The organism is Paracoccus sp. (in: a-proteobacteria) (assembly GCF_047973135.1).
Taxonomy (GTDB): Bacteria; Pseudomonadota; Alphaproteobacteria; order Rhodobacterales; family Rhodobacteraceae; genus Paracoccus.
Genome location: NZ_JBKEBL010000033.1, coordinates 1 through 26,605 on the forward strand (window position 1 = coordinate 1; position 26,605 = coordinate 26,605).

General features: G+C 63.2%; 21 protein-coding genes and 2 pseudogenes. 20 read left to right on the top strand and 3 right to left on the bottom strand.

Annotation, left to right across the window (positions count from 1 at the left end; all coding sequences use genetic code 11):
• Nucleotides 1-497: 497 nt before the first annotated feature.
• Nucleotides 498-1,118: pseudogene (locus ACK5L9_RS02930) on the top strand (transposase); the annotation flags it as partial.
• Between the two features lie 100 nt (nucleotides 1,119-1,218).
• Nucleotides 1,219-1,827 (top strand): annotated as a pseudogene (locus ACK5L9_RS02935) (transposase); the annotation flags it as partial.
• Here ACK5L9_RS02935 and ACK5L9_RS02940 read toward each other — a convergent pair.
• On the bottom strand, nucleotides 1,796-2,473 hold the full coding sequence (locus ACK5L9_RS02940) for a sugar phosphate isomerase/epimerase family protein (RefSeq protein WP_416909953.1): 678 nt from the start codon (nucleotides 2,471-2,473) through the stop codon (nucleotides 1,796-1,798). The pseudogene ACK5L9_RS02935 and the gene ACK5L9_RS02940 overlap by 32 nt on opposite strands.
• A gap of 20 nt (nucleotides 2,474-2,493) precedes the next feature.
• On the bottom strand, nucleotides 2,494-3,282 hold the full coding sequence (locus ACK5L9_RS02945) for an SDR family NAD(P)-dependent oxidoreductase (protein ID WP_416909954.1): 789 nt from the start codon (nucleotides 3,280-3,282) through the stop codon (nucleotides 2,494-2,496).
• Nucleotides 3,283-3,892: 610 nt separating this feature from the next.
• On the opposite strand from ACK5L9_RS02945, the gene ACK5L9_RS02950 reads away from it, so the two are divergent.
• The 10 genes from ACK5L9_RS02950 (at nucleotide 3,893) to ACK5L9_RS02995 (ending at nucleotide 17,255) form a co-directional block, all read left to right on the top strand.
• A complete protein-coding gene (locus tag ACK5L9_RS02950; RefSeq protein WP_416909955.1) occupies nucleotides 3,893-5,632 on the top strand; it encodes a carboxylesterase family protein in 1,740 nt (579 codons plus the stop codon).
• 312 nt (nucleotides 5,633-5,944) lie between these two features.
• A complete protein-coding gene (locus tag ACK5L9_RS02955) occupies nucleotides 5,945-7,210 on the top strand; it encodes a hydroxymethylglutaryl-CoA reductase (RefSeq protein ID WP_416909956.1) in 1,266 nt (421 codons plus the stop codon).
• Nucleotides 7,207-8,115 (top strand): UbiA family prenyltransferase, encoded by a 909-nt coding sequence (locus ACK5L9_RS02960; protein ID WP_416909957.1) that lies wholly within the window; start codon nucleotides 7,207-7,209, stop codon nucleotides 8,113-8,115. Before ACK5L9_RS02955 ends, ACK5L9_RS02960 begins: the two co-directional genes overlap by 4 nt.
• On the top strand, nucleotides 8,112-10,544 hold the full coding sequence (locus ACK5L9_RS02965; RefSeq protein WP_416909958.1) for a PEP/pyruvate-binding domain-containing protein: 2,433 nt from the start codon (nucleotides 8,112-8,114) through the stop codon (nucleotides 10,542-10,544). The genes ACK5L9_RS02960 and ACK5L9_RS02965 overlap by 4 nt, the downstream gene beginning before the upstream one ends.
• A complete protein-coding gene (locus tag ACK5L9_RS02970; RefSeq protein WP_416909959.1) occupies nucleotides 10,534-11,631 on the top strand; it encodes a DUF3419 family protein in 1,098 nt (365 codons plus the stop codon). The genes ACK5L9_RS02965 and ACK5L9_RS02970 overlap by 11 nt, the downstream gene beginning before the upstream one ends.
• Nucleotides 11,628-12,950 (top strand): diacylglycerol/polyprenol kinase family protein, encoded by a 1,323-nt coding sequence (locus ACK5L9_RS02975; protein WP_416909960.1) that lies wholly within the window; start codon nucleotides 11,628-11,630, stop codon nucleotides 12,948-12,950. Before ACK5L9_RS02970 ends, ACK5L9_RS02975 begins: the two co-directional genes overlap by 4 nt.
• 1 nt (nucleotide 12,951) lies before the next feature.
• On the top strand, nucleotides 12,952-13,791 hold the full coding sequence (locus tag ACK5L9_RS02980) for a hypothetical protein (RefSeq protein ID WP_416909961.1): 840 nt from the start codon (nucleotides 12,952-12,954) through the stop codon (nucleotides 13,789-13,791).
• The gene (locus ACK5L9_RS02985; protein WP_416909962.1) at nucleotides 13,788-15,209 is read left to right on the top strand and encodes an AMP-binding protein; all 1,422 of its coding nucleotides are present in this window, start codon (nucleotides 13,788-13,790) and stop codon (nucleotides 15,207-15,209) included. The genes ACK5L9_RS02980 and ACK5L9_RS02985 overlap by 4 nt, the downstream gene beginning before the upstream one ends.
• Before the next feature lie 250 nt (nucleotides 15,210-15,459).
• Nucleotides 15,460-16,509, top strand: a complete 1,050-nt coding sequence (ada, locus tag ACK5L9_RS02990; RefSeq protein ID WP_416909963.1) for a bifunctional DNA-binding transcriptional regulator/O6-methylguanine-DNA methyltransferase Ada — start codon at nucleotides 15,460-15,462, stop codon at nucleotides 16,507-16,509.
• The gene (locus ACK5L9_RS02995) at nucleotides 16,506-17,255 is read left to right on the top strand and encodes a 2OG-Fe(II) oxygenase (protein WP_416909964.1); all 750 of its coding nucleotides are present in this window, start codon (nucleotides 16,506-16,508) and stop codon (nucleotides 17,253-17,255) included. The genes ada and ACK5L9_RS02995 overlap by 4 nt, the downstream gene beginning before the upstream one ends.
• Nucleotides 17,256-17,421: 166 nt before the next feature.
• On the opposite strand, the gene ACK5L9_RS03000 is transcribed toward ACK5L9_RS02995, so the two are convergent.
• Entirely contained in the window at nucleotides 17,422-18,183 is a 762-nt protein-coding gene (locus ACK5L9_RS03000) for an IclR family transcriptional regulator (protein WP_416909965.1), read from the bottom strand.
• A 218-nt stretch (nucleotides 18,184-18,401) separates the two neighbouring features.
• Between ACK5L9_RS03000 and ACK5L9_RS03005 the strand changes: the two genes are divergently transcribed.
• The 8 genes from ACK5L9_RS03005 to ACK5L9_RS03040 all read left to right on the top strand — a co-directional run bounded on the left by ACK5L9_RS03005 (nucleotide 18,402) and on the right by ACK5L9_RS03040 (nucleotide 26,602).
• Nucleotides 18,402-19,946 carry an ABC transporter substrate-binding protein gene (locus ACK5L9_RS03005; protein WP_416909966.1) on the top strand — a complete coding sequence of 515 codons (1,545 nt, stop codon included), beginning with the start codon at nucleotides 18,402-18,404 and terminating at the stop codon, nucleotides 19,944-19,946.
• An 83-nt stretch (nucleotides 19,947-20,029) separates the two neighbouring features.
• The gene (locus ACK5L9_RS03010) at nucleotides 20,030-20,971 is read left to right on the top strand and encodes an ABC transporter permease (RefSeq protein ID WP_416909967.1); all 942 of its coding nucleotides are present in this window, start codon (nucleotides 20,030-20,032) and stop codon (nucleotides 20,969-20,971) included.
• An 11-nt stretch (nucleotides 20,972-20,982) separates the two neighbouring features.
• A complete protein-coding gene (locus tag ACK5L9_RS03015) occupies nucleotides 20,983-21,843 on the top strand; it encodes an ABC transporter permease (protein WP_416909968.1) in 861 nt (286 codons plus the stop codon).
• 1 nt (nucleotide 21,844) lies between these two features.
• A complete protein-coding gene (locus tag ACK5L9_RS03020; protein ID WP_416909969.1) occupies nucleotides 21,845-22,963 on the top strand; it encodes an amidohydrolase family protein in 1,119 nt (372 codons plus the stop codon).
• Nucleotides 22,960-23,958, top strand: a complete 999-nt coding sequence (locus tag ACK5L9_RS03025; RefSeq protein ID WP_416909970.1) for an ABC transporter ATP-binding protein — start codon at nucleotides 22,960-22,962, stop codon at nucleotides 23,956-23,958. Before ACK5L9_RS03020 ends, ACK5L9_RS03025 begins: the two co-directional genes overlap by 4 nt.
• A complete protein-coding gene (locus ACK5L9_RS03030; protein ID WP_416909971.1) occupies nucleotides 23,951-24,931 on the top strand; it encodes an ABC transporter ATP-binding protein in 981 nt (326 codons plus the stop codon). Before ACK5L9_RS03025 ends, ACK5L9_RS03030 begins: the two co-directional genes overlap by 8 nt.
• Entirely contained in the window at nucleotides 24,918-25,406 is a 489-nt protein-coding gene (locus ACK5L9_RS03035; protein WP_416909972.1) for a RidA family protein, read from the top strand. The genes ACK5L9_RS03030 and ACK5L9_RS03035 overlap by 14 nt, the downstream gene beginning before the upstream one ends.
• Nucleotides 25,406-26,602 (top strand): aminotransferase class V-fold PLP-dependent enzyme, encoded by a 1,197-nt coding sequence (locus ACK5L9_RS03040; protein WP_416909973.1) that lies wholly within the window; start codon nucleotides 25,406-25,408, stop codon nucleotides 26,600-26,602. The genes ACK5L9_RS03035 and ACK5L9_RS03040 overlap by 1 nt, the downstream gene beginning before the upstream one ends.
• Nucleotides 26,603-26,605 lie beyond the last annotated feature (3 nt).

Sequence of the window (26,605 nt, forward strand, 5' to 3'; positions counted from 1 at the left end):
ATAAAAATCAAAACACCAAGAGCCGATTCTGTCAATAATCCACCTTGAGGAAACAGTTGGGTGGCCTGTGATACCAACGGCCCAAATGATTGACCTCTCGCCAAATCCGCCAGCGCGGGGCCTGCTCGCCCTCGTGCACATCGCCCGGAACAGCCGCGTAAGCGGCCCGCGCGGCGCCCGTCCGCCCCACCGGGCGGGCGCTTTGCAACCATTGCGCGCGAACAAACGCTGGATGTTGGTGACACGATAAAGTGCAGACCGCCCATGTTGCGATGCCCGCCCGCGGACATGCGCCGCCCTCCGTTGCGCATCTGTGCGAGCGGGAAGGACGGAGGCAATGCCTCTTTCGCGAAGCGAATATGAGGCACTCCCAAGGACCGTTGGTATGATAGGATTGGGTCGTGTCGCGGAAGTGGTGGAAATTTGAGGGTGGCGTAATCTCCGGGTGATCCAAAACCCACCCAACCGGCGGCTGCAACCGCCAGGGAGATCACGCCATGAACGAGATTACCGATACCGCGCGTTTTATGCTACTGGCCGGAGAGGCCGGGTTCGACCCGATCGAGGAGCGGCTGCGGGCCAGCGTCCGCGCGACCATCGAGGCCGTGTTCGAGGAGGAACTCGCCGACTTTCTCGGGCGACTTCGTTACGACCGGCGCGATGGCCCGGCGAAAGGGTATCGCCACGGGCACCGCGAACGACAGCTCACCGGCACCTTCGGGACGGAAACGGTGCGGGTGCCGCGCGCCCGGATCGCGGATGATGCTGGCAAGGTCACGGAATGGCGGTCGAAGGCGCTGCCCCGTTACCAACGGCTGACGAAGAAGGCCGAGGCCCTGATCGCTGCGGTCTCCCTCTCCGGCACCAACACCCGGCGCGTCAAGCGAGCGTTGTTCGGGCTGTTCGAGGGTGCCGTCAGCAAGGATGTCGTGAGCCGGGCGTGGCGGAAGGTGAAGGTGGACCGGGACGCCTGGTGCGCGCGCGGCCTGGCCGATGAGGACATCGTCCGGCTCATTCTGGACGGTACCGTGGTCAAGACCAGGCTGGACCGGAAGGCCACGAACATCTCGGTTCTGGCCGCAATCGGCGTGCGGCGAGATGGCCAGAAAGTGCTGTTATCGCCTGACGACTTTATTCTGATTGTTTTGTCAGGCTATAACCATTTGATTTTACGCTGATGCTGCGCCAATTTGATGATCAAATTGGCTTCCGTCAGCTATATCCATCAAGAATATGGGCGGGGAGAGCACAGCGGCCTGGCGCCAGTTCCTGGATGATCTCGATGCGCGCGGGTTGTAGCTCCCCGAATTCGTTATTGTCGACGGCGCCCCGGGGCTGGAGGCCGCGCTTGCGGCGCTGTGGGGCGACGACCTGCCCATCCAGCGCTGCACGGTTCACAAGCACCGCAATCTCCTGGCCCATGCCCCGAAGCACATGCACGACGAGCTGACCGAGGATTACCGCGACATGATCTACGCCGACACCGCCGTCGAGGTGGAGCGCCGCCGCAAGGCCTTCCTGCGCAAATGGCGGCTGAAATGCCGGGCGGTGGCCGACAGCCTTGAAGAAGCCGGGGCGCGGCTCTTCACCTTCACCCGCCTTGATCCCTCGCAATGGAAGTCCGCCCGGACCACCAACGCCATCGAGCGCCTGAACGAGGAATTCCGCCGCCGCATCAAGACCCAGACCGTGCTGCCCTGCGCCGAGACCGTGCCGATGCTGCTCTGGGCGCTGCTCGCCTCCGGCCAGATCCAGATGCGCAAGGTCGACGGCTGGGAAACCCTCTCTCAGCCCCTCAAGCCGATGCCTCTTGACCTCGCCGCCTGAATAACCGAGCCTTCACATGCCCGGAGCGCGCCGCCAGACAATTTCCACAGCATGCGCGACACGGCCTGGCTATATAGGCCAGCCCCTGCTTCACCGTATTCATCAGGTTCGTCTCATAGCGGTTCACCAGTTCCAGCGAAAGCGCCACACCCGCCGCCTGTGCCTTTTCGGCAACCCGGGTCAGCACCGCAACCGACGTATCCCAGTTCTTCTGCGTCGGCATGACGCGGTATTTCTGATGCCCCGAAAAGATCGGGCCGCTCATGCCCTTTGATCCGAGATCGCGGGCGATCGAAACCGCCTCATTCAACACGGCCTCGCCTGCCTTGACCACTGCCGGATCGTCGCTGGACACGTCATATTCCGGTGCCAGCCCGCAAGATGCACCAAGCTCGATTTCCAAGGATTGGGCAGTCCTGGCAATGCGGGCGATATCCACGCTTCCCCGGTTGATTCCCGGAAGCTCGAAAAAGCTGTATCCTGCCGCCTTGGCGCGCTCCATTCCGAACTCGATATCCAGAGTTTCCTGCGCGTCGTTCCAGACGAGTGAGTGAACGCCAAACTGCATATGCCGGGTTCCTTTGATTTTGGGATGAAGCCGGTCATCCGGCAAAAAGGCCGCAGCCAATGCGTGAAGCAGGCGCAATGCTGCCTTTCCTTCCATGATCAGACATAGCGGACCGGACCGCCATCAACCCGCAGCACGGCGCCGCGGGTGGCGTTCGAGGCCGGACAGCACAGATAGGTGATCATGTTCGCCACCTCGTCGGCCTCGGCAAAGCGCCCCAGAAGCGAGGTCGCCTCGTTATTGTCGAAATGCTCTCGCTGAAACTGGGCGAAGGGCTTTCCGCTTTTTTCCTGTTCGCGATAAACCCAATCGGCAATGGTGCCGCCGGGCGAGACGCAGTTGACCGTCACGCCTTTGGAACGATGAAAAATCTCGGCAATGCAGCGCGACAGACGGATGACAGCCGCCTTGCACACCCCGTAATCGACAATCATGTCCGGCGTAACCATCCCGGCCTCGGAGGTCATGAAAATGATGCGTCCGAAATCCTTGGCCTTCAGCAAGGGAACATAATGGCGGGTCAGGCGAACCGCGCTCATCACGTTGAAATCCCACTGATACTGCCAGTTTTCGTCCGTCAGTTCCTCGAAAGGACGCAGATCCTCGGTGCCTCCGGCCATGTTGATCAGGATGTCGATATCCTTGACAGTATCAGTCACTATCCGGCAGCCCTCGGCCGTAGCGATGTCGGCCAGAACGGTTTTCACCCCTGCTCCGGGAACGCGATCCGTAATTGCCTTGAGGGCAGCCTCGATCCGCTCGGGCTTTCGCCCGTTGATCCATACTGTTGCCCCACGCGCACATAATTGCTGCGCCGTGGCAAGGCCAATCCCCGTTACCGACGCGGTGATCAGCGCCGTCTTTCCTTCAAGGTTCAAATCCATCATCGCCAATTGGCTTCCTCCGATTTCATCCTGATTTGCGATTTCCACAGGCCATAAAGCCGTCGCGGGCAGGCAAGCTTACCTCTCTGATCGTCGCTGGTGAGGCTCATTCGAAGATCAGAGGCTGTCCGGCACTGATTGCACAAACAGGGTTGGACTAGATTTTTTTAGCGTTATAATTTTTGCCGCGCAAGCCCTCACATGAACCTGTGCTTGCGTACCAACTGCAAAGGGAACCCCTGCCCTTCGGGCCCCCGGTCGCGCACATGACGGGGCAAACCCAGAATCACCCACTGGACCGGCGGCGTTGACGAATCACCGCAGTAATTTTAGCGTTACATGATTCTGTGCCCAAACCCGCCAAAATGGCTTTTGGCAGGGGCATTCCTGCGGCACCGCAGATAACAAAACAGTCTCGCTGCACAACGGTTCAGGGAAAGGCAGGGTCTATTATGAAAAGAACCATCGTTCCCTTGATCCCGCCAGTCGCAACAAGGCCCGGAACCATTGCCGGCGATAGACGTACTCCTCGAAAGCAGGGTAACGTCGCCGTGAGGCACCCGAATATGCCATAAAATTAACTGCAACGGTTCAAAGGAGGAGGGAACCGAAAATGAAACACAACCCCACTGAGAAAAACGGAACCGCAACACGGCTGGCGATCCCGGTGCTGCTGACCGCCATCATGTTGCCATGGACGAAGCCTGTCTGGGCGCTGGACATGGCATATGCTCCGGGCGTCCTGCAAACGACCCAGGACGGGCAGGTATCCGGATCCGAGATCAATGACGGAAAAACCTTGCATTGGCAGGGCATTCCCTATGCCAGGCCACCGGTCGGAGACCTGCGCTGGAAGGCCCCGCAGCCGCCCGAACCCCGAAGCGATGTGTTCGACGCCACCGGCGAAGCGCCGCTTTGTCCACAGATGGGTGCCGATGGTGCCGCTGGCGCAGAGGATTGCCTGACACTCGATATCTTCCGCCCCAATACCGAGGAAACCGGCCTGCCGGTTCTTGTCTATATTCACGGCGGCAACAATCAGGGAGGCACCAGCCGCGAGATCAATGCCGAGGAAATGGCACTTTCGGCCAATGCGGTTGTCGTCTCGCTCAATTACCGACTGGGGCTTCTGGGGTTCAACGCCCTTCCCGCGCTGGAGACTGGAAACGCGGAAGAGGATTCGGGCAACTACACCCTGCTTGACTTCGCCCGTTCTCTGGACTGGCTCAAGGAAAACGTCGCGGCCTTCGGTGGCGACGGTGAAAATATCACCGTTTCGGGTTTTTCTGCCGGCGGTCGCGATGTCATGGCGCTGCTGATTTCACCGATCTTCGCTGGCAAGTTCCAGAAGGCGATTTCCTTCAGTGGCGGCATGACCCTGGCCGATGAGGGTGCCAGCGCCCGGCTGATTGCCGGGGCGATTGCCCCGCTGGTCGTGGCCGACGGCGTGAAGCCCACCGAAACCGAGGCTACAGACTGGCTTCTTTCCTCGGAACCAGACGTGCGGGACTATCTTTACGGCCTTCCTGCCGAGCGTCTGGCGGGCCTGATGACCAATGCCGGCATCCGTATGGCGGTCTTTCCGCATCTTTATAACGACGGCGCTGTCCTTCCCAACGAAGGCTATGCGACCACAGCGTATAATTCGGTGCCGCTGATCATGGTGACGGGATCGAAAGAGTTCTCGCTTTTCGCTCGCGGGGCATCGGAATTTGGCGCGCTTGACGACGATCAGTTGCTGGCAGAACCCGGCATGCTTGCGGAATACGCATTTACCATCGACCATGGCAGCGACCTCTATACGCTGTTCAACGCCGAACAATCGGCCGAGATCATGTTCGCCAGCTACCACGCGCCAATCTATACGATGCGCTTCGCCTGGGGCGGCGACGAGTCCATTGTTGGCGAACGGATGGCCAGGCTCTATGGCTCGTTCCATGGTGTCTGGGTACCGTTTTTTACGGCACGAACGACAGGCTTTTCCGCGACCTTCCCGGAGGCGTTTGACAATATGGGCGCGAAGGATCTGACCTCTCAGGTCGGTGCCTACGTGAAGAATTTCATCCGCGATGGCGATCCCAATGGCGAAGGCCTCGTGACCTGGAAACCCTGGGATTCGGCCACAAGCGGACCCACCCAGCTTGTTCTCGACGCAGATATGGACAAGGCCAGTATCGTCCAGTCAGAAGAGCGGACCCGATATGACGACCTGCTGGCCGCAATCGAATCCGACGATTCGATTCCCCAGGAACAGAAGGCGCAACAGATCGCGGACGTTCTGGCTGGCCGCTGGTTCAGCTATGGTCTTGACCGGCATTTCGACAACCAGAACCTCTGGGTCGGGGTACAGTAACCGGCTGCGGTCCATCAGACGAATGAACAGGGGAATGGCGGGCGGATTCCGCCCGCGGGCGGTCGGCTTATCCAGGATGAACCCGACCAGAGCGGCGGCAGGATCGTCGCCTGCTTTTCCCCGCCCCACATCAGCCGCGCTGCCTTGGCGTCACAATTTCCGCCACGGGCCCTGCCCGTCAGCCCATCATGTCCAATGCCCGCCCATACTTGAGTTTTGGTCGGATTGCTGATCTATCTCGAAAAATTCGGCGAGAATGCCGGATCAACCCTGTTTTGGTGACGTTAATTTATTTGGTTCCGGTACAGTCAGATGACCATACCCTCGCATGTCAGAAAGATGCTGCGCCGCTTGCGCAAGCGTTTTGAAAGCGAGCCACTGGAACAGCGCATGCTGCCAAGCGACGACAATTTCACCACATTGCGCCCGGTCCGGCAGGCCAGCGAGGCATCGGTCGCACGCTATTGGGCGCGGCTGTCGGGCACTGCCTCGTCGGCCGATCAGGCGGCATTGGCGGATCCGGTCACGATGGAAAACCCCGGCGCCTATTCCGCCAATATCGAGAATTTCATCGGTACGGTGAAGCTGCCGGTGGGAATTATCGGGCCGCTGCGGGTGAACGGACTGAACGCTCAGGGCGACTATCACGTCCCCTTGGCCACGACCGAGGCCGCGCTGGTCGCCTCGTACGCGCGCGGAGCCTATGCCGCGACGAAATCCGGCGGGATCAGCACCGCGCTTCTGTATGACGGGGCCATCCGCACGCCGGCCTTCGTGTTCGACGGGTTGTTCGATGCGGGCCGTTTCGTCGAATGGGTGGTTTCGCATGTTGACAGCCTGACCCGCGCGGCCCAGGCAACCACGCGCCACGGCAAGCTGACGTCACTGGAACCGATCATAGACAACAACGTCGTTTTCCTGATCTGCCGCTATAGCACGGGCGATGCCGCAGGGCAGAACATGGTGACAATCGCCACCAACGCACTGTGCGACGCCGTCGTGGCCGACTGTCCGGTGCCCATCCGCGCCTGGTATATCGAGGGCAATTTCTCGGGCGACAAGAAGGCGTCGTTTCTGGGTATGATCACCGGGCGCGGGCGCAAGGTCAGCGCATCGGTCATGCTGCCTGCGGCCGTGGTGCAGCAGGCACTGGGTACCACGGTTCAGGCCATGCTGGACTATGGGCGGGTCGCCAATCTGGGCGCGCATCTGTCCGGCCAGCTTGGCGCGCAGGCACATTTCGCCAATGGTCTGGCGGCGCTGTATATCGCAACTGGTCAAGACGCGGCATGCGTCGCCGAAAGCGCGGTCGGCATCACCCGGATGGAGCCGCGCGGACCCGACCTGTTCGTCAGCGTGACACTGCCGAATATCCTTGTCGGATCGGTTGGTGGCGGCACCGGCTTGCCCAGCCAGAGCGCCGGTCTGAACATTCTGGGCCTGAAGGGGAAAGGCCGCGCCGCCGCCCTTGCCGAGGTCGCTGCCGCCACCTGCCTGTGCGGCGAAATCTCGATCGTGGCGGCCATCGCGGCGGGACAATTTACCCGCGCCCATGAAAATCTGGCGCGCCGCCGATGAGCTTGCGCGCGCTTTGGAGCTATCAGGCCGAACGGTTTCCGCTGGCAAGAACCGCGCCCTTGCTGGGGATATTCGCGGCGGCCAGCATGTCTGTCCCGGCGCAACTGGCCGGGCGCGCATTGCCGCATTGGCCCGCCTTTCTGGCCGGCTTCGTCATCGCCATGACGCTGTTCTTCCAGATGAGGGTTTGCGACGAATACAAGGATCTTGAGGATGATCGCCGCAATCGCCCCGACCGGCCGATCCCGCGCGGGCTGGTCTCTCTGCGGCTGATCGGCATGTTGGGTGCGGCCAGCATGACTGTCACGGCGCTGGCGGCCTGGGCGTGGCATCCACCAGTGCTGCGGCTGCTGGCGCTGGTCTGGGGCTGGCTGGCGGCAATGAGCCTGGAATTCGGCGTTCCGGCCTGGCTGAAGGCGCGGCCGGTGATCTATCTGCTCAGTCATATGGCGATCATGCCGCTGATCGACCTGCTGCTGACCGCGCTGGAATGGATGCCCGGCGGTCGGCCACCTGCCGGGTTGTGGCTGTTTCTGGCGCTGTCCTTCGTCAATGGCTGCGTGATGGAAATCGGCCGCAAGCTGTGGGCCGAAAGCAACGAAATCGCGGGCGTGGACAGCTATTCCCGGCTATGGGGACCGGGGCGCGCCGCGCTGGTCTGGGTCGTGCTGGTCGGGCTTTCGGCGCTGTTGCTGATCGGGGTCGGCGCGCGGACCGGAGCGTTGCCGATCAGCCTTGTCGCTGCGGCGACCGGGTTTGCGACCTGCGCGATCAGCGCCCGGCGCTATGCGGCGACGCCGGTACCCGCCATGCAAAAAAGGATCGACGGGCTTGCCGGGGGGTGGGTGTTTCTGTGCTATGCGACGGCGGGTTTCGCGCCGTTCCTGTCAAGGGTATTCGCGTGAATTTAGTTCTGCTTCAGGATGCGGCGCAAGATGCCGCGATTGTTGGCGGCAAGGCCGCAAACCTGCATCGCCTTGCCGCAGCCGGTTTCGCGCCGCCCGCCTTTTTTGTGATCCGCCCCGAAGCCATCACCCGCGCCGGACCCGATCCCGCGCTGCCCGCGCAGATCGACGCCGCACTGGCCCGGATCGGCCCAGGCCCTTACGCTGTGCGCAGTTCGGCCCGGCAAGAGGACGGGGCCGGGAACAGCCATGCGGGCCAGTTCGACACCCGGCTGAACGTCGCCACCGCCGATGTGATCGCGGCTGCGGTCGGGGTGTGGCAATCGGGCTTTGCCGAAACCGTCGAAACCTACCGCGCCATACGCGCGGTCGGCAAGGCCGAGGCCCCCGCCATCATCGTGCAACGGATGATCGAAGCCAGTGTCGCAGGGGTCGGATTTTCCGCGAACCCTGTCACGGGCCTGCGCGGCGAGGTGGTGATTTCGGCGATTGCCGGTCTGGGCGACCGGCTGGTCTCGGGCGAGGCGGACGGCGAGGACTGGGTCTTTGGCACCGCCCTGACCGCGCCCGCCGAACCCGTGGTTCTGACCGGGGATCAGGCCAGCCAGATCGCCGATCTGACCCGCCGCGCCGAGGCGCTTTTCGGCGCGCCACAGGACATAGAATGGGCGCTGGACCAGGACGGGCTGCATATCCTGCAAAGCCGCCCGATCACCACGCCGCTGCTGCCACCGCCCTCGCCCGACGACGCGCTGACCATTTTCGACAATTCAAACATCATCGAAAGCTATCCCGGTCTGGTCAGCCCGCTGACCTACAGCTTTGCGATGCATGTCTATGACCGGGTTTATCGCGCCTTTCTGGGCTTGCTGGGCGTGTCCGATGCCGAGATCGCCCGGCATGCCAACATCTTTGTCAATATGCTGGGCCGCGTCGATGGCCGGGTCTATTACAACCTTGGCAACTGGTATCGCGGCCTTGCGCTTCTGCCCGGCTTTTCGCTGAACCGGGATTATATGGAAACCATGATGGGCGTGTCGCAACCCCTGCCCGAGGCTCTGACCTTGACCATCGGACCGCCGCCCTCGACGGGGCTGGCACGCGTCGCCGAATATCTGCGGATGGCACGGGTCGGGGGCGGGCTGGTCTGGCAGGCGATCCGACTGCCCCGCACCCGATCACGGTTTTATGACCGGCTGAACGCCGCGCTGAACAGCGATCTTGATCTGGACACAGCAGGCCCCACCGAACTGGCCGCGCAATATCGCAGGATCGAGGCCATGCTGCTGGATCGTTGGGACGCGCCGCTGGTCAATGATTTTCTGTGCATGATCGGCTTTGGCGCGTCGCGCAAGCTGTTGGAAAAATGGCTGGGTCCGCGCGGGCTCAAGCTGCATAACGACCTGATGATCGGTCAGGGTGACATTGTCTCGGCCGAGCCTGCGCAACGCATCGCGCGGATGGGGCAAATGCTGCGCAAGGCCGGGCTGGCCGACGCGCTGGCGGCGCAAGGACTGCCCGGCATCAGGGGCGATCCGCAGATCATGGCGGAACTGACCGCCTATCTGGACAGGTTCGGCGATCGCTGCACCGAAGAGCTTAAACTGGAAAGCATCCCGTTGGCGCAGGATCCGGCACCCTTGCTGTCAGCCATCGCCGCCAGCGCGGCCCAGGCTTCGCGCACCCGGCAAGAGGCCGCCCCCCCGGACTGGGCCGGGCTGTTCCCCCGCCGCCCGTTGCGGCGATGGATCGCCCGCCACCTGACAGGCTGGGCCGGGGCGCGAGTGCGCGACCGCGAAAACCTGCGCTTCGAACGGACCCGTATCTTCGGCTATGCGCGCCGCGTCTTTCTGGCGCTCGGTCGCGAATTTGCGGCTCGCGGGTTGCTGGCCGCGCCCAGGGACATCTTTTTTCTGACGACCACCGAGGTATTGGGCGCGGTCGAAGGCTTTGGCCTGTCGCCCGACCTGAAATCCGTCGTCGCGCGGCGCAAGGTCGAGGATGCGGCATCTGCCCTGCGCCCGGACCCGCCCGAAAGGATCGAATTTCACGGCCCCGCCATTGCGCCCGTCTGGCAGCATGAGCCGCCCGCGACAAGCGACAGCCGCAAACAGACAGGCACTGGATGCTCGGCCGGGCGGGTCGAGGCAAAGGCGCGCATCATCCGCGACCCCCGCCGCGAAAGCCTGACCCCCGGCGATATCCTTGTCGCCCGCCACACCGACCCTGGCTGGATCGCGGTATTTTCCAATGCGTCGGCCATCGTGGTCGAGCGCGGATCGCTGTTGTCACACTCGGCCATCGTTGCGCGTGAACTGGGCATTCCCTGTGTCGTCGGCCTGCGGGGCGCGACCGACTGGATCACCGATGGCGAACGTATCAGTGTCGATGGCACAAACGGCAAGGTAGAGCGGTTGGATGAGGTCTGAAATCGAAACCCGCGCGGCCTTCGACCACATCCGCTATGCCCAGCTTTGGGAAGATGCCGATGTGCTGACACAGGCATTGGGCGATGTCACCGGGGGCACGCTGGTCTCGATCTGTTCCGCCGGAGACAACGCCCTTGCGATGCTGACGCTTGATCCGGCCCGTGTCGTGGCGGTTGACCTGTCCCCCGCGCAGATTGCCTGCCTGCGCCTGCGCATCGGTGCCTTCCGGGCGCTGGACCATGCGGAATTTCTGGAACTGATGGGCGCACGCCCCTGCACCCGGCGCAAGGTGCTGCTGGATCGCGCCATTCGTGACCTGGACCCGGAAACCCGCGGCTTCTGGGCCGCATTGTCGGATGAGGTTAACGATTACGGCGCGGGCGGCATCGGCAAGTTCGAACGTTATTTCCGGATCTTCCGCACCCGCCTGCTGCCATGGGTCCATTCGCGCCGGACCATCGACGACATTTTTGTCCCTCGCACGCGCCCGGAACGCGAGATTTTTCTGGACAGGCACTTCAACACCTGGCGCTGGCGGCTGTTGCTGAACGTTTTCTTCTCGCGCTTCGTGATGGGGCGCATGGGGCGCGACAAGGCATTTTTCGATCATGTCGAGGGCAGCCCCGCCCAACATGTCGTGCGCCGCATCCGCCATGCGGCAGTCGATTGCGATCCCGCGCAAAACCCCTATCTGCACTGGATCATGAAGGGCACCCATGGCACGGCGCTGCCGATGACATGGCGGGCCGAACATTACGACACTATCCGCACCCGGCTGGACCGGATCGAGATCCGCCCCGGCTCGCTTGAAGGTTTTGTGTCCACCGGCGAACGCGCCGACGGCTATAACCTGTCGGATATCTTCGAATATATGTCGCCGCCGGTATTCGCCCAAGTTTACGCCAGCATCCTTGACGCCGCCAACCCCGGCGCACGGCTGGTCTATTGGAACATGATGGCCCCGCGCCGACGGCCACCCGAAGCCGCCCACCGCGTCACGACACTGCACGGCATCGAGGACCGGCTGAAGGCGCAGGACAAGGCCTTTTTCTATTCCGACTTCGTCGTCGAAGAGGTACTTGGGTGAGTGCGTTCCTGCAGATCGTCATGGCCCTTGGCTCGGTCGCCATTCTGCTGGGAGCGATGGCGCTGATACGCCAGCACGCAGCCGCCCATGACATCAGCCCCGAACTGCAACGCAAGCTGATCCATATCGGCACCGGGCTTTATGCGCTGACACTGCCGTGGTTGTTTTCCGACCGATGGCCGGTCTATCTGCTGTTGGCGGTGACGCTGGCCGTCATGCTGGTTCTGCGACTGCCCCGCATCGCAACCTTGGGCCTGGGGGCAACACTGCACAGCGTCGAGCGACAATCCTGGGGTGACATCCTGCTTGCCGTCGCGGTCGGCATGTGCCTGTTCCTGTCGGGCGACCAGCCCTATCTTTATGTCCTGCCCATTGCTGTCCTGACGCTGGCCGATGCCGCAGCCGCGCTTGCAGGCAGCAATTACGGACGCAAGTTCTTTGTCGTCGAAGAGGGCCGGAAAAGTATCGAGGGCAGCGTGGTCTTTTTCACCCTGACCTTCCTGATCTCGCTGATCTGCCTGATGCTGATGACACCGCTGGCGGCGGTGAACATGCTGCTGATCTCGGCCATGGTTGCCGGCTTTGGCACCATGGTCGAGGCAACAAGCTGGCAGGGCTTTGACAACCTGTTCCTGCCTGTGGGTCTGCTGATTTTCCTGTCCACCCATGCGAACAAGGATCCGCTGTCGCTGACCCTGCTGGCTGTAGGTTTCGCCATCTCGGTGATCGCCTTCCTGTCGGTCGCCCGACCTCTGGGCCTGACCCGGCACAGCGCGCGCGTCTATGTGATCGCGGTCTTTCTGCTGTTGGCCGTCACCAGCTTTCAGAACGCGCTGATTCCGATCCTTGTGCTGCTTGTCCACGTCTGGAGCCGCAGCGCCAATCCCGGCACCGCACGCTTTCCCGATCTGGATATTGTCGCCGCCGTCGCGCTGATCAGCTTTGGCTCGTTGGTGCTGGGGCCCGTGGCGGGTCACAATACGATCCCGTTCTATATCGTCACAACGATGGGGCTGGCGACCGGTCTGGCTGCCTTGGCGTTGCAGCCGCATCCGGTCTGGTTGCGCGTGTCCGGGCTGGTTGCAATCATCGCCGGCCTGTGCGCATTGCGGTACTGGACCCTTGCCGCAAGCCCGCCCGCAACGAACTGGGCCGGACCGTTCTGGGGCACGGCACTGGCCAGCCTTGCCCTGACCGCACTTGTCCCATGCCTGTTTCCCCAAAGCTTCCGTGACCTGCGGATCAGGAAGCTGTCGGCACTCGCTCTGATCGTACCGCTACCCGCCTATTTACATGCAATCAGCACCGTCGGAGGCTAACATGGCACCCATCACGATCACGACCGAGGGTGCCAGGATCTGCCTCTGGCTGGATGGGCCGCTTTGGCAGGGAAAGCCGGCGGCAACGCTTGGCAGCATGACAAGCCGCGACATGGCCAGCGGGCGCGCAGCCCTTGCACGGGCGCTGGATCAGCTCCGCAGCCGGGGTATCGGTCAGGTCATCGGCCCGATGGAGGGCGACACCTGGCACAGCTATCGCTTCGTGACCGAAAGCGATGGCAGCCCGCCCTTCCTGCTGGAACCGGCGAACAAGCCCCATGAACCGGAACTGTTTCGTGAGGCCGGGTTTCAGCCCGTCGGCAGCTATTTCTCGGCACGGGTACCGTTGGCGGAAACAGCGGCACAGACACTGGTGACAAGCGACGACTTTACCATCAGCACATGGTCAGGCACCGACCCCGAAATGCTGTTCGGACAGGTTTATGACCTCTCGGTCAGGGCCTTTAGCCGGAACCCTTTCTACAAGCCGGTTTCAAAGCAGGATTTCCTGCAAATGTATCTGCCGGTTGTTCCGCTGATCAGGAAAGAGCTGATCCTGTTCGCCACCACTCCGCAAGGTCGGCTGGTGGGGTTTCTGTTCGGCATCCCGAATCATGCCGAGGGGCCGCAGACACAGACGGTGATCCTCAAGACCTATGCCAGCCTGATGCGCGGGGCGGGGCGGCATCTGGCCCACGCATTTCACCGCAATGCCCGCGCATTGGGCTATCAGGCCGCAATCCACGCGCTGATCCACGATGACAACCTGTCTGCCCTGCGCAGCGCGGCGGAAGGTGCGGAAATCTTCCGCCGCTATACCCTGTTCGGGCTGCGTCTGTGACCAGCCTGCTGGATCATTTCACCGCCACCGCCATGCGTTTTCCGGGCCGGACCGCCATTGTCGACGGAAAGGGCCGTCAGACCAGCTTTGCCGGACTGAAGGCCCGCGCCGATGGCTTTGCCGCCCGCTGGCAGGCACAGGGGATTGGCCGGGGCGACCGCGTCCTGATCGCGCGCGCCGTTGACGCCGATCTCTATGCCAGCCTCGCGGCGCTGTGGGCCCTTGGCGCGGTTGCTGTCCTGCCCGAACCGGCGATGGGTCTGCGGGGCCTGCGTCACGCCGCCCGCTGCACGGGCGTCCGGGCATTTTGCGCCGCTGGCTGGTATCGGTGGCTGAGGTTTCTTCTGCCGGAACTTTGGGGCGTAAAATCCCTGTCCTCCCGCCCTGCCCCGCACGGCCGGATCAGACCCGTCGCATCGGAACGCGACACCACCGCCCTGATCTCTTTCACCTCTGGCACCACCGGAAATCCCAAGGCCATACCGCGCAGCCACGGCTTCCTGATGGCCCAACACGATGCCATTGCGCCGCTGTTGCACAGCGACCGGCCAGAGCGCGATCTGGTCGCCTTTCCCGTCTTTACGCTGATCAATATCGCCGCCGGTCAAACCTCGGTCCTGCCCAACTGGAGGATGTCGCGGCTGGCCAGTCTGCCCCCGGAATCGCTGCATGACTGGATAACACGCCAAGGGATCACCCGCGCGCTGATCCCGCCATCGCTGTGCGAAAAACTGGCCGACAGGGCTGTGCCTGCCGGTCTGCACAGCATATTCACAGGCGGCGGTCCGGTTTTTCCGGACATTCTGACGCGCCTGCAAGACAGCGCCGCCCCGCCCGACGTGATCTGCGTCTATGGCTCGACCGAGGCCGAACCGATCGCCCATCTGAATGCGCGCCAGATCACCCCGGCCGACCACGCCGCCATGTCCGAAGGTCAGGGCCTGCTTGTCGGCCGCCCGGTTCCCGGCCTGCGTCTGCGCATCGCCGGGGACGAGATCCAGGTCGCGGGCCCACATGTCAATCCGGGCTATCTGAACCCGGCGGATGATGCGGAAAACAAGCTGCCCGAGGGCGAACTGATCTGGCATCGCACGGGCGATGCGGGCCGGATGGACGACGACGGCAGGCTTTGGCTTTTGGGCCGTCTCGGATCGCAGGTAGTCATCGACGGTAAGCCGCGCTTTCCCTTCCAGATCGAGATCGCCGCGCGCCAATGGCCGGGCGTCACGCATGCCGCCCTTGTGCAGCATAACGAAACGCCAGTTCTGGCCCTTGTCGGCGCGGCCTCATATCTGGCCGCGTGGCAAGAGGCTGGCGGCCGACTTGGAAATTTGCGCATCAGGCATTTCGGCCAACTGCCGATGGACCGCAGGCACGGATCGAAAATCGACCTGAAAGCGCTGCGAAAGATATTGTAAGCACCAACGGCAGTGCCACCGTCATCGACCTGACCTTACATACGGTGACAGCTTGCGCAAAAAGTAATCGTTACGGCACTGATGTCATTCAGCCGGACCGGCAGCCCAGCGCCCCGGAAGGACTTTCGGGAACCAGACACGCCTTGACCGGTCGCGTGACGTGAGGACCGGAATTTGAAAGCAAGGACCGGGGTGAGACATGGCGCAAACGACTTATAGTGATGCTGACAGAAAAGGCGGAGTAATGATCATGGATACCGAAAAAGACCCGCGCTGGAAAAGCGTTCTGGACCGGGACGCGGGCGCGGATGGCAGCTTTGTCTTTGCCGTGAAAACCACCGGAATCTATTGCCGCCCGTCCTGCCCCTCGCGCCGCGCAAAACCTGCCAATGTTACCTTCTACGACACGCCCGAGGCAGCCGAGGCCGCAGGCTTCCGTCCCTGCATGCGCTGCAATCCAAAGGGACAGTCAGCGGCAGAGGCCAATGCCAGCATCATCGCCGACGCCTGCCGGATCATCCAGGCGTCAGAACAGTTGCCAAAGCTGGATGACCTCGCCGCGCGCGTGGGCTTTAGCAGTCACTATTTTCACCGCCAGTTCAAGGCGATCACCGGGCTGACGCCCCGCCAATGGGCTGCCGCGCATCGTGCGCGGAAGGTGCGCGCAAGATTGCAGGACAACAAGAATACCGTGACCAGGGCGATCTATGACGCCGGTTTCAACGCAAACAGCAGGTTTTATGAAACATCGGACAAGGTTCTGGGCATGACCCCTACGGCCTTTCGTGCGGGCGGCAGAGACACCGATATCCGCTTTGCCGTCGGGCAAAGCTCACTTGGCGCGATTCTTGTGGCCGAAAGTGACAGGGGCGTCTGCGCCATCGCGATGGGCGATGACCCCGAAGCGTTGGTCAACGATCTTCAGAACCGCTTCCCGAACGCCAATCTGATCGGCGGCGACAAGGCATTCGAAACCCGTGTCGCGCAGGTCGTGGGCTTTGTCGAGGCCCCGCAGGTCGGCTTGGACCTGCCGCTGGATATTCGTGGCACCGCTTTTCAGCAGCGCGTCTGGCAGGCCCTGCGCGATATTCCTGCGGGCAAAACCGTCAGCTATATCGACCTTGCCCGCCAGATCGGCAAGCCGAAATCGGTCCGCGCCGTAGCCGGGGCCTGTGCCGCCAACATGCTCGCCGTGGCGATCCCCTGTCACCGTGTGCTGCGCAATGATGGCAATCTTTCCGGCTATCGCTGGGGCGTCGAGCGCAAGCGGGCGCTGCTGGAAAAAGAGGCCATCGCATGAATGTCGGCACAGATTTCATCCCCGCGCCGACTGCGGTCAAATCGGCGGAAAAGCGTCTTTCGGGCCGCGACTGGACGGCTTTTACAGACGAGATGAACGATTTCGGCTGCGCGGTGCTGAAAGGCGTTCTGACCCCGGAAGAATGCCACGAGCTTGCAGCGCTCTACCCCCGGGAACAGTATTTCCGCAGCCATATCCACATGGCGCGGCACGGCTTCGGAAAGGGCGAATACCGCTATTTCAAATACCCTTTGCCGGGCCTTCCGGGCGGCTTGCGCACAGCGCTGTGGCCAAGGCTGGCCGGAATCGCGAATGACTGGAACGCGCGCATGGGGATCGCTCGCCGCTATCCCGAGGCACATGCCGATTTCCTGCGCCAATGCCATCAGGCAGGCCAGACGCGCCCGACGCCACTGCTGCTGCAATATGTCGCGGGCGATTACAACTGTCTGCATCAGGATCTTTATGGCGATCTGACCTTTCCACTTCAGGCCGCGTTCCTGCTGTCGGAACCGGGCCGCGACTTCAGCGGCGGCGAATTTGTCCTGACCGAACAACGCCCCCGGATGCAAAGCCGGGCCGAGGTGGTCCCCCTCAGGCAGGGCGACGCGGTGGTGTTTGCCGTGCATGCGCGCCCGGTCCGGGGCAGCCGCAGCGATTACCGCGTCAACCTGCGCCACGGTGTCAGCCGCATTCGCAGCGGCCAGCGCCACACGATTGGAATCATTTTCCACGATGCAAGGTAATGCCAACTGCCCTCGGGCCGGACAAGCTTCAGCCCTCTGGCGTGGCAGGGGGTCCGGGGGGTGCAACTCCCCCGGCTGCCGCGGGACGCAAATCATCCGGCGGTGACGTCACACCAGGGTTGCCCGGCAAGGCGCGGCGGCAGTGTCGCGCAGGGGCGCGCGGCTGTCACATCCGGCCCAACGCGTTCTCGACATTCCGCGCGGCATCGCGGACAGCGGTGGTCAGATGGTCAAGCTCGGCCTTGGCCCTCGTTTCAGGCAGCACGATAGAGATCGTCGCAATACAGGCCCCGCTGGGGTCGCAGATGGGCGAAGCGATGCAGGCGACGGCATATTCGGACGCGCTCATCTGCACGGCAAGGCGCTGCTGGAATTCATCACGCGCCATCCGTGACAGAATGTCGGGATCGGTTTCCGCCTGGCCCGTTTCGGATACACGCGCGCTGGCGGCAAAGATGGCGCGGCGGTCGCCTTCTGGCAGATGCCCCAGCAACAATCGGCCCGAGGCGGTCCAGTTCAGCGGTACGCGCGTACCTACATCCGAGGCGACGTTGAAATGCCCCGGCCCCCGCGCCATCGAGATCACCGTCATCTTGCCTTCGTCGCGAACGCAGACCTGCACCGTTTCGCCAACCTCGGCGCAAAGCCGCTGCATCTCGCGCCGGGCCTCGGCGAAGGCGTCCACACTGGCGCGATAGGTCAGCCCATAGCGCAGCAGCCGTGGCCCCAGCCAGATCAGCGATTCCCCGACCCGGCTAAGCATGTCGCGTTCAATCAATTCGTCCACGATCTTGTACACGGTCGAGGGCGGCGCACCCGTGGAACGCGCCAGTTCATAGGCGCTCATGGGTTTGCCCCGCTCGGTCAGCAGGTCAAGCACCTGCAAGGATCTGTCGATGGCTCCGGTTCGCCTGCGTTGCTCGGGCACGTTTTCGCCTCTTACATTTGTCAATCCATAATTGTGAATAATTCTGTTTCGGCGTCAAGCACGGACGACGCGTCTCGCCCGTCGCTGGCAAGTTTCTGATAACCATACGGATTCTTCTGGCCAGATTTGCCGTGTCAGAAACGTGCAAACGCTTGACAGATTGACCACCCCTCGCATACCCTAAATAGAGAATATAATTCATAATTGTGGAGGTGAAAATGCTAAGCGTGAAATTCGGGGTGGCCAGATTTGGCGCGGCGGGGGTTCTGGCCGCCTTGCTGACCGGGGCGACACCGGCGATCCCGGCCTTTGCGGCCGGAACGATCGACGTGGCGATCATCGGCGAGGCGGATACGTTCGATCCGATGATGTCCACCAAGGATGTCGTTTCCATCGTCACGCAGCATTTCGTCGAAACGCTTTACACCTTTGATTCAGCGTGGAATATCGCGCCGCTTCTGGCGACGGACCTGCCCGTGATCGGCGAGGGCGGGCTAAGCTATACCATCGGGATCCGTCAGGGGATCACCTTCCACGACGGTTCGGCCATGGATGCGAAGGATGTCGTCGCCTCGCTGAATCGCTGGCTTGCGGTTGCCTCGCGCGGCAAGCTTGTCGCCGACAAGATCGCCTCGGTCGAGGCCACCGGCGATTACGAAGTGACCATCACCATGAAAGAGGCGTTCTCGCCGCTGCTGTCGCTGCTGGCCTTTTCGAACTCGGCCGCCGCGATCTATCCGGAAGAGATCATCGCCGACACCATCGAAAACGTGGTTGGAACCGGCCCCTACAAGATCGCCCGGCATGTGCCCGACCAGTATCTGCAACTGGTCAAGTTTGATGACTATGTGTCGCGGGACGAACCCTCGGACGGCGCTGCGGGCAAGCGCGCGCAAAGCGTGGACGAGATTCGTTTCGTGCCGGTGCCGGACCCGAATACCCGTGTCGAGGGGTTGCTGTCAGGCCAGTTCGCCTTTGCCGATGGCCTGCCCGCCGAAAGCTTTGGCCGGCTGGAATCATCGGACGCCGCAGATCCGATGCTGCTCAGGCCCTTTGGCTGGCCGATCTTCGCGATCAACCACAAGGCCGGGCTGATGACCGACAAGACCATCCGTCTTGCCGTGCAGGCCGCGCTGCCCATCGACGACATGCTGTTCGCGGCCTTTGGCGACGATAATTTCTTCCTGACCGACGGCCCGCTTTATCCCGAAGGCTGGATCTGGCGCAACGATGCCGGGGGCGAGCTGTTCAATCAGAACGATCAGGCCAAGGCCGCCGAGCTTCTGAAAGAGGCCGGGTATGACGGCACACCGCTGCGCATTCTGACCTCGCGTCAATATGAATTCCACTTCAAGATGGCCGAAGTCGCAAAGATGATGCTGGAGGCGGCGGGCTTCAAGGTGCAACTGGATGTGGTGGACTGGGCCACCCTGGGCGAGCGGCGCGACGATCCGGCGCTATGGGACATCTATATCACGCATTCGCCCTTCCTGCCCGAACCGGCGCTGACCAATCTTTATGACAAGACCTCGCGTCTGGGATGGTCGAACCCCGAAAAGGATGAGATCCTCGCCCGGTTCACCACCGAAACCGATCTGGAAAAGCGCAAGGAACTGTTTGCCCAGCTTCAGCAGCAGGTGTTCGAGGATGTCGGCTTTATCAAGATCGGCGCGTTCAACGCCCTGTCCGGCGTGCGCAAGGGGGTCGAGGGCGTGCCCGCTAACCCCTGGCCGTTCTTCTGGAACGTGACCCTGCCCGAATAGGCGGCTTCGGGATGCCCCGCGCCCTGCCGGGGCATCCCTTGACCCGTGAACCCCTGCCCCTGTCACAGCCAGCCGGAAACACCATGGCCCGCTATATTTTCAAGCGCCTCGTGGGGATGATGGTCGTCGTCTTCCTGGTGCTGACCATCGCCTTTGTCATCGTGCGCCTTGCCCCCGGCGATCCCGCCTCGCTGATGCTGGGCCCCGAGGCATCGCCCGAAGAGGCCGCCGCCCTGCGTGCCGATCTGGGCCTTGATCGTCCGATTTTTGTGCAATATCTGGCCTTTGTCGCGAATGCGGCGCGGGGCGATCTGGGCACATCGCTGTTCTTTCGCCAGCCCGTGACCGAAGTACTGGCGGGCCGGGCCGAGCCGACGATCTTCCTGTCGGTCTTTTCGCTGCTGATCGCGCTGGTGATCGCGACGCCCATAGGCATCTATGCCGCCTATCGGCGCGGGTCGTTTCTGGATCAGGCGGCGATCACCACGGCGATGCTTGCGGCCTCGATCCCCAGTTTCTGGACCGGGCTGATGTTCCAGCGGTATCTGGCGACCGATCTGGGCTGGTTTCCCGCCTCGGGCTATGGCGGGCCGGATGCGGGCTTTTTTCAGCGGATGGGCTTTCTGATCCTGCCCTCGATCGTGTTGGGTATCGTCAATTCGGCGCTGATCCTGCGCTTTACCCGCGCCTCGATGCTGGACATTCTGGGCGAGGATTATGTCCGCACCGCCCGATCCAAGGGCATGGGCGAGGCGCGGGTGGTGCTGCGCCACGCGCTGAAAAACGCGGCGATCCCGATCATCACCGTGGTCGGCCTGACCTTCGCGCTGCTGGTGTCGGGCGCGGTCGTGACCGAACGCGTGTTCAACATCCCCGGCATGGGCAATCTTGTCGTCAGCGCCGTGCTGCGGCGGGACTATCCGGTGATTCAGGGCACCCTGATCGTGGTGGCGTCGCTTTACGTGCTGATCAACCTGCTGACCGACCTGCTGTATCTGCTGGTCGATAAACGCGTGAAATACTAAGCGAGGGGAACATGGCTGCAACCGCTTCCGCTGGCACCGAGCCGACCTTCATGGCGCTGCTGTTGTCGCGCCGGGCCGTTCTGGTGGCGCTGATCGTCTTTGTCCTGATCGTCGGCCTGTGCCTTTTCGCACCTTTCGTGACCTCGGCCGATCCGATGAAAATGTCGGTCCGGGCGCGGCTGACCCCGCCCGGAGCGGATTTCCTGTTCGGAGCCGACGCCTTTGGCCGCGACGCCTTTGCCCGCCTGCTTTATGCGGGCCAGGTATCGCTGAGCATCGGCATTGGCGTCGCCGCGCTGGCATCCGTCATCGGCATTGCCATCGGTCTGGTCGCCGGGTTCTTTCGTCGGCTTGATGCGCCCATGTCGCGGCTGGTCGATGCGATGATGGCCTTTCCCGACATTCTGCTGGCTATCGCGCTGGTCTCGATCCTTGGCGGGTCCATCGTGAATGTCGTCCTCGCGCTCTCTATCGTCTACGCCCCGCGCATCGCCCGCATCGTGCGGGCCTCGACTCTGGTGATCCGCGAACTGCCCTATGTCGAGGCGGCACGGGCGCTTGGGTCGTCAACCCTGACGATCATGTTCACCCATGTTCTGCGCAACATCCTGTCGCCGATCATCGTGCAGGCCACGTTCATCTTCGCATATGCGATGCTGGCCGAGGCGGGCCTGTCCTTTCTGGGCGTGGGCATCGACCCGTCCACCCCGTCATGGGGCACGATGATCAATGAGGGGCGGCAATATCTGGATCAGGCCGCCTTTCTGATCGTTTTTCCCGGCATGGCGATTTCGGTTTCGGTGCTGTCGCTGCAAATGATCGGCGACGGGCTGCGCGACGCGCTGGATCCGCGTCTGGCGAAGGATCTGTGACATGGCGCTTGAGCTGACGAATTTCAGGGCTATCGGCTTTGATGCCGCGCCCGCCTCGATCTTTGTCGATGAGGCCGGGGCAGTGGCCGGTGCCCCCATCGCAGGGGCGCGGAAAATCGACTGCGGCGGAAGCTGGCTCAGCACCGGCTGGTGCGATCTGCATGTCCATGTCTGGCACGGCGGCACCGATATTTCTGTGCGCCCGCAGCAGGCGGGCCGGGCAACCGGCGTCACGGCCATGGCCGATGCCGGATCGGCGGGCGAGGCGGCGTTTCACGGGCTGCGTGAATATGTCATCGAACCGGGGCAGGAAACCATCCGGGCCTTTCTGAATATCGGCTCTATCGGGCTGGTTGCCTGCAACCGCGTATCAGAACTGATCGCCCCCGATTGCAGCATCAATGTGGACCGCACCCTTGCCGTGGCCGAGGCCAATCGCGACGTGATCTGCGGCATCAAGGTCCGCGCCTCGGGCGTAATCACCCGCGGCTGGGGCATCTCGCCCGCCCGGATCGCCAAGCGCGTGGCCGAGATTCTGGACCTGCCGCTGATGGTTCATATCGGCGAACCCGATCCCCTGATCGACGAGGTGCTGGCGATCCTGACCCCCGGCGATATCGTGACCCATTGCTTCAATGGCAAGAGGGCCGGGTCCATCGGTGACACGCCGCGCGTCTTTGCCCTTGCCAAGCGGCTGGCGGATGAAGGCGTGCGGATGGATATCGGCCATGGCGCGGCCTCGTTCAGCTTTGACATGGCCCGCCGCGCGCTGGCCGAAGGGCTGCGGCCCTTTTCGATCTCGACGGATCTGCATCTGCGCAATATCGCCGGGCCGGTGCATGACATGGCGACCACCATGTCCAAGCTGCTGGCCGTCGGGCTGCCCCTCGACGAAGTCGTGGCCGCCGTGACCGAACGGCCCCGCCCGATTCTGGGCCTTGACGCGTGCGGCGGGCTGACCCCCGGCCAGCGGGCGGATTTCACCGTGTTCGACCTGTCCGACCATCGCGAGGTGGCACGCGACAGCCTTGGCGCAACGCTGGAAATCGACCGTTTCTTCGAACCGCGCATGACGGTAATCGGCGCATCGGTCCAGCCCGCCGCAAGGAGGATCCCATGAGCGACGCCCCCATTCTTGACGTCAGCAATCTGCGGGTGGATTTCAGGTCGCGGCAATCGGTGGTCACGGCACTGCGCGATGTCAGCTTTACGCTGTATCCGGGCCGGACGCTGGCTCTGGTGGGCGAAAGCGGATCGGGCAAGTCCGTCTCGTCCCTGGCGATCATGGGGCTGTTGCCGCGCAACGGCCTGATCGCAGGCGGGGCGATCCGCTATCGACGGCGCGAGGGCGGCGAAACCGACCTGACCGCCGTTCCCGAGGCCGACAAGCGCCGGATGCGCGGCGCGGAAATCGCGATGATCTTTCAGGAACCGATGTCCTCGCTGAATCCGCTGTTCACCATCGGCGACCAGATTGGCGAGATGCTGCTTTTGCATGGCGATCCGGATGCAGCGGCCAGGCGCAGGCGGGTGCTTGAGATGCTGGAACTGGTCGAAATCCCCGGTGCCGCCGCGCGGATGGACCAGTACCCGCACGAGATGTCAGGCGGCATGCGCCAGCGGGTGATGATCGCCATGGCGATGATCTGCAACCCGGCGCTGCTGATCGCTGACGAGCCGACAACCGCGCTGGATGTCACCATTCAGGCGCAGATCCTGGACCTGATGCGGCGGTTACAGCGCGAATTGGGCATGTCGATCCTGTTCATCACGCATGATATGGGCGTCGTCGCCGAAATGGCCGACGATGTCGCGGTGATGTATGCCGGGGCCATCGTGGAACAGTCGCAGGCCAGACCGCTGTTTGCGCGGCCCACCCATCCCTATACGCGCGGGCTGCTGCGCTCGATCCCGGTGCCGGGGCGACCGCAGGGCGAAAGACTGGTGCCCATCGCGGGCGCGGTTCCGGGGCTGCATGCCATGCCGCCGGGCTGCGCCTTTGCGCCACGCTGCCCGATGGCCTCGGATGCCTGTGCCGTGCCCGTATCGCTGACCGATATCGGCCAGAACCACCGCGTCGCCTGTGTCAACGCCGGAGAAACCGCCCATGCCTGACGGAACCAGCCCTGACGCGCTGCTGCAACTGCGCAACCTGACCAAGACCTTTCCGGTCCCCGGCGGCGAGGTGCATGCCGTCAGCGATGTCAGCTTTGACATTCCGCGCGGCTCAATCACCGGGCTGGTCGGGGAAAGCGGGTCGGGCAAGACCACGCTGGGGCGCAGCCTCTTGCGGTTGATCGAACCAACTTCGGGGCAGACGCTGTTCGACGGCCAGGATCTGAACCGCCTGAACCCCGGTGAAATGCGCGAGGCGCGGCGCAGGATGCAGATCATCTTTCAGGATCCGGTTTCGTCGCTGAACCCGCGCCTGAGGGTCGGCGAGATCATCGCCGAAGGGCTGAAGGCCCATGGCATCGGCACCCGCGCCAGCCAGCGCGATACGGTCGCCGGGCTTCTGGAAGAGGTCGGGCTGAACGCCGACCACATGAGCCGCTATCCACATGAATTTTCCGGCGGACAGCGTCAGCGGATCGGCATCGCCCGCGCGCTGGCGCTGGAACCCGAGTTCATCGTGGCCGATGAAAGCGTCTCGGCGCTGGACGTGTCGATTCAGGCGCAGGTGCTGAACCTGCTGCTGGATCTGCGCGACCGGCGCAACCTGACCATGCTGTTCATCGCGCATGACCTGTCGGTGGTGGAATATCTCTGCGACCAGATCGCCGTGATGTATCTGGGCCGTCTGGTCGAGATCGGCCCCTCGCGGCCGCTATATGACAACCCCGCGCATCCCTATACTAGGGCACTGCTGTCGGCGATCCCACTGCCGGATCCAACGCTGGAACGGCAACGGACCATTCTGGCCGGCGACATTCCCAGCCCCCTGAACCCTCCTTCTGGTTGCGTGTTCCGCACCCGCTGCCCGGTCGCCTCCGAGGTTTGCGCCCGGGGCCGTCCCGACCCCGTCACCGTGGGCCCGGCCCATCAAAGCTATTGCAAGAAAACAGAAGAGTTATATGTCCGTGTTTGATCTGAATACCACACCCTCGCAACGCCTTGCTGCGCTGGGGATCCAGCTTCCCGCAGCCGCGCCGACCCCTATCGGGGCCTTCTGCAATGTGCGCCGCACCGGCAATCTGCTGTATGTCTCGGGACAGGGGCCGGTTCGCGCCGATGGCAGCCTGTGTCGCGGCAAGGTCGGGGCCGGGGTTTCCGCCGATGAGGCGCGCGACCATGCGCGGCTGGTGGCGGTGAACATCCTCGGGGCGCTGCGCGACGCGATGGGCAGCCTTGACGCCGTGTCGGGCGTGGTCAAGCTGCTGGGGCTGGTCAATGCCAGCCCGGATTTCGAGAACCATCCCTATGTGATCGACGGCGCATCGCTGCTGTTGGCCGAGGTTTTCGGTCAGGCGGGCACACATGCGCGCTCGGCCTTCGGGGTCGGTTCGCTGCCCAACAACATCACCGTCGAGATCGAGGCGATCTTCGAGGCAGGAGAGGCGTAATGACTGACAGCATGTGGGACTGGCACGACAAACAGGGCTTTACCCGCATCATCAATGTCAGCGGAACGATGACCGGGCTTGGATCCTCGGTCACGGATCCGGCGGTCGGGCAGGCCACCGCCGTGGCCATGGGCCGCTTTGTCCGCATGCATGAATTGCAGGCCCGCGCCAGCGGCGTGATCGCCCGGCTGACCGGGGCCGAGGCGGGCTGTGTCACCGCCTCGGCCAGCGCCGGGATTTCGCTTTGCGCGGCGGGCTGCATCTCGGGGCTTGACGCCGCGCGGGCCGAGGCTTTGCCGCAAGCCCCCGGTCCGAAATCGGCCATCGTCGCGCAGGCCGGGCATCTGTGCCATTATGGTGCCGCCATCGGCACGGCTGTGGCGCTGGCCGGGGGTACGCTGCGCCAGATTGGTTCATCGACGCATTGCGCCGATCATCAGCTTGTGGCGGCGCTGGATGACAGTGTCGCGGCGGCGCTTTATGTCGTGTCGCATCACGTCGTCCATTACGGCCAGATCCCTTTCGCGCGCTTCACCGAGATCGCGCATGCGCGGGGGGTGCCAGTGATCGTCGATGCGGCCTCGGAATACGATCTGACCGGGTTCATCGACCAAGGGGCCGATCTGGCGATCTATTCGGGGCACAAATTTCTGGCCGGGCCTACGTCGGGGATCGTTGCCGGGCGGCGCGATCTGGTGCGCGCGGCCTATTTGCAGAATATCGGCATCGGGCGCGGCATGAAGATCGGCAAGGAAAGCATCGCGGGCTTGATCGCCGCGATAGAGGGCTGGATGACCCGCGACGCCCCTGCCATCCGCCGCCGGGAACGCGAGGCCCTGGACCTGTGGCGGGATGCGGTCGCGGGTCTGCCCGGCATTCGCGCCACAATCGTGCCGGACCCGACGAACAACCCGCTGGACCGGTTACAGATCAATGTCGATACCAGCATCGCCGGGGCCAGCGCGGCGCAATTCGCCGGGGCGCTGGCCCGGCAAAACCCCGCGCTGATCGTCCGCGATCACGAGGTAGAGCTGGGATATTTCCAGCTTGACCCCTGCAACCTGCTGCCCGAACAGGCCCCTGTCGTGGCCGAAACCCTTGCCCGTGTGCTGGCCGATGGCCGCGCCCTGTCGGGGGAAACCGGGGCCGACCCCCGCAATGCCGGGGTTAACGGCTATCTGAACTGGCCCGGCTAAGCC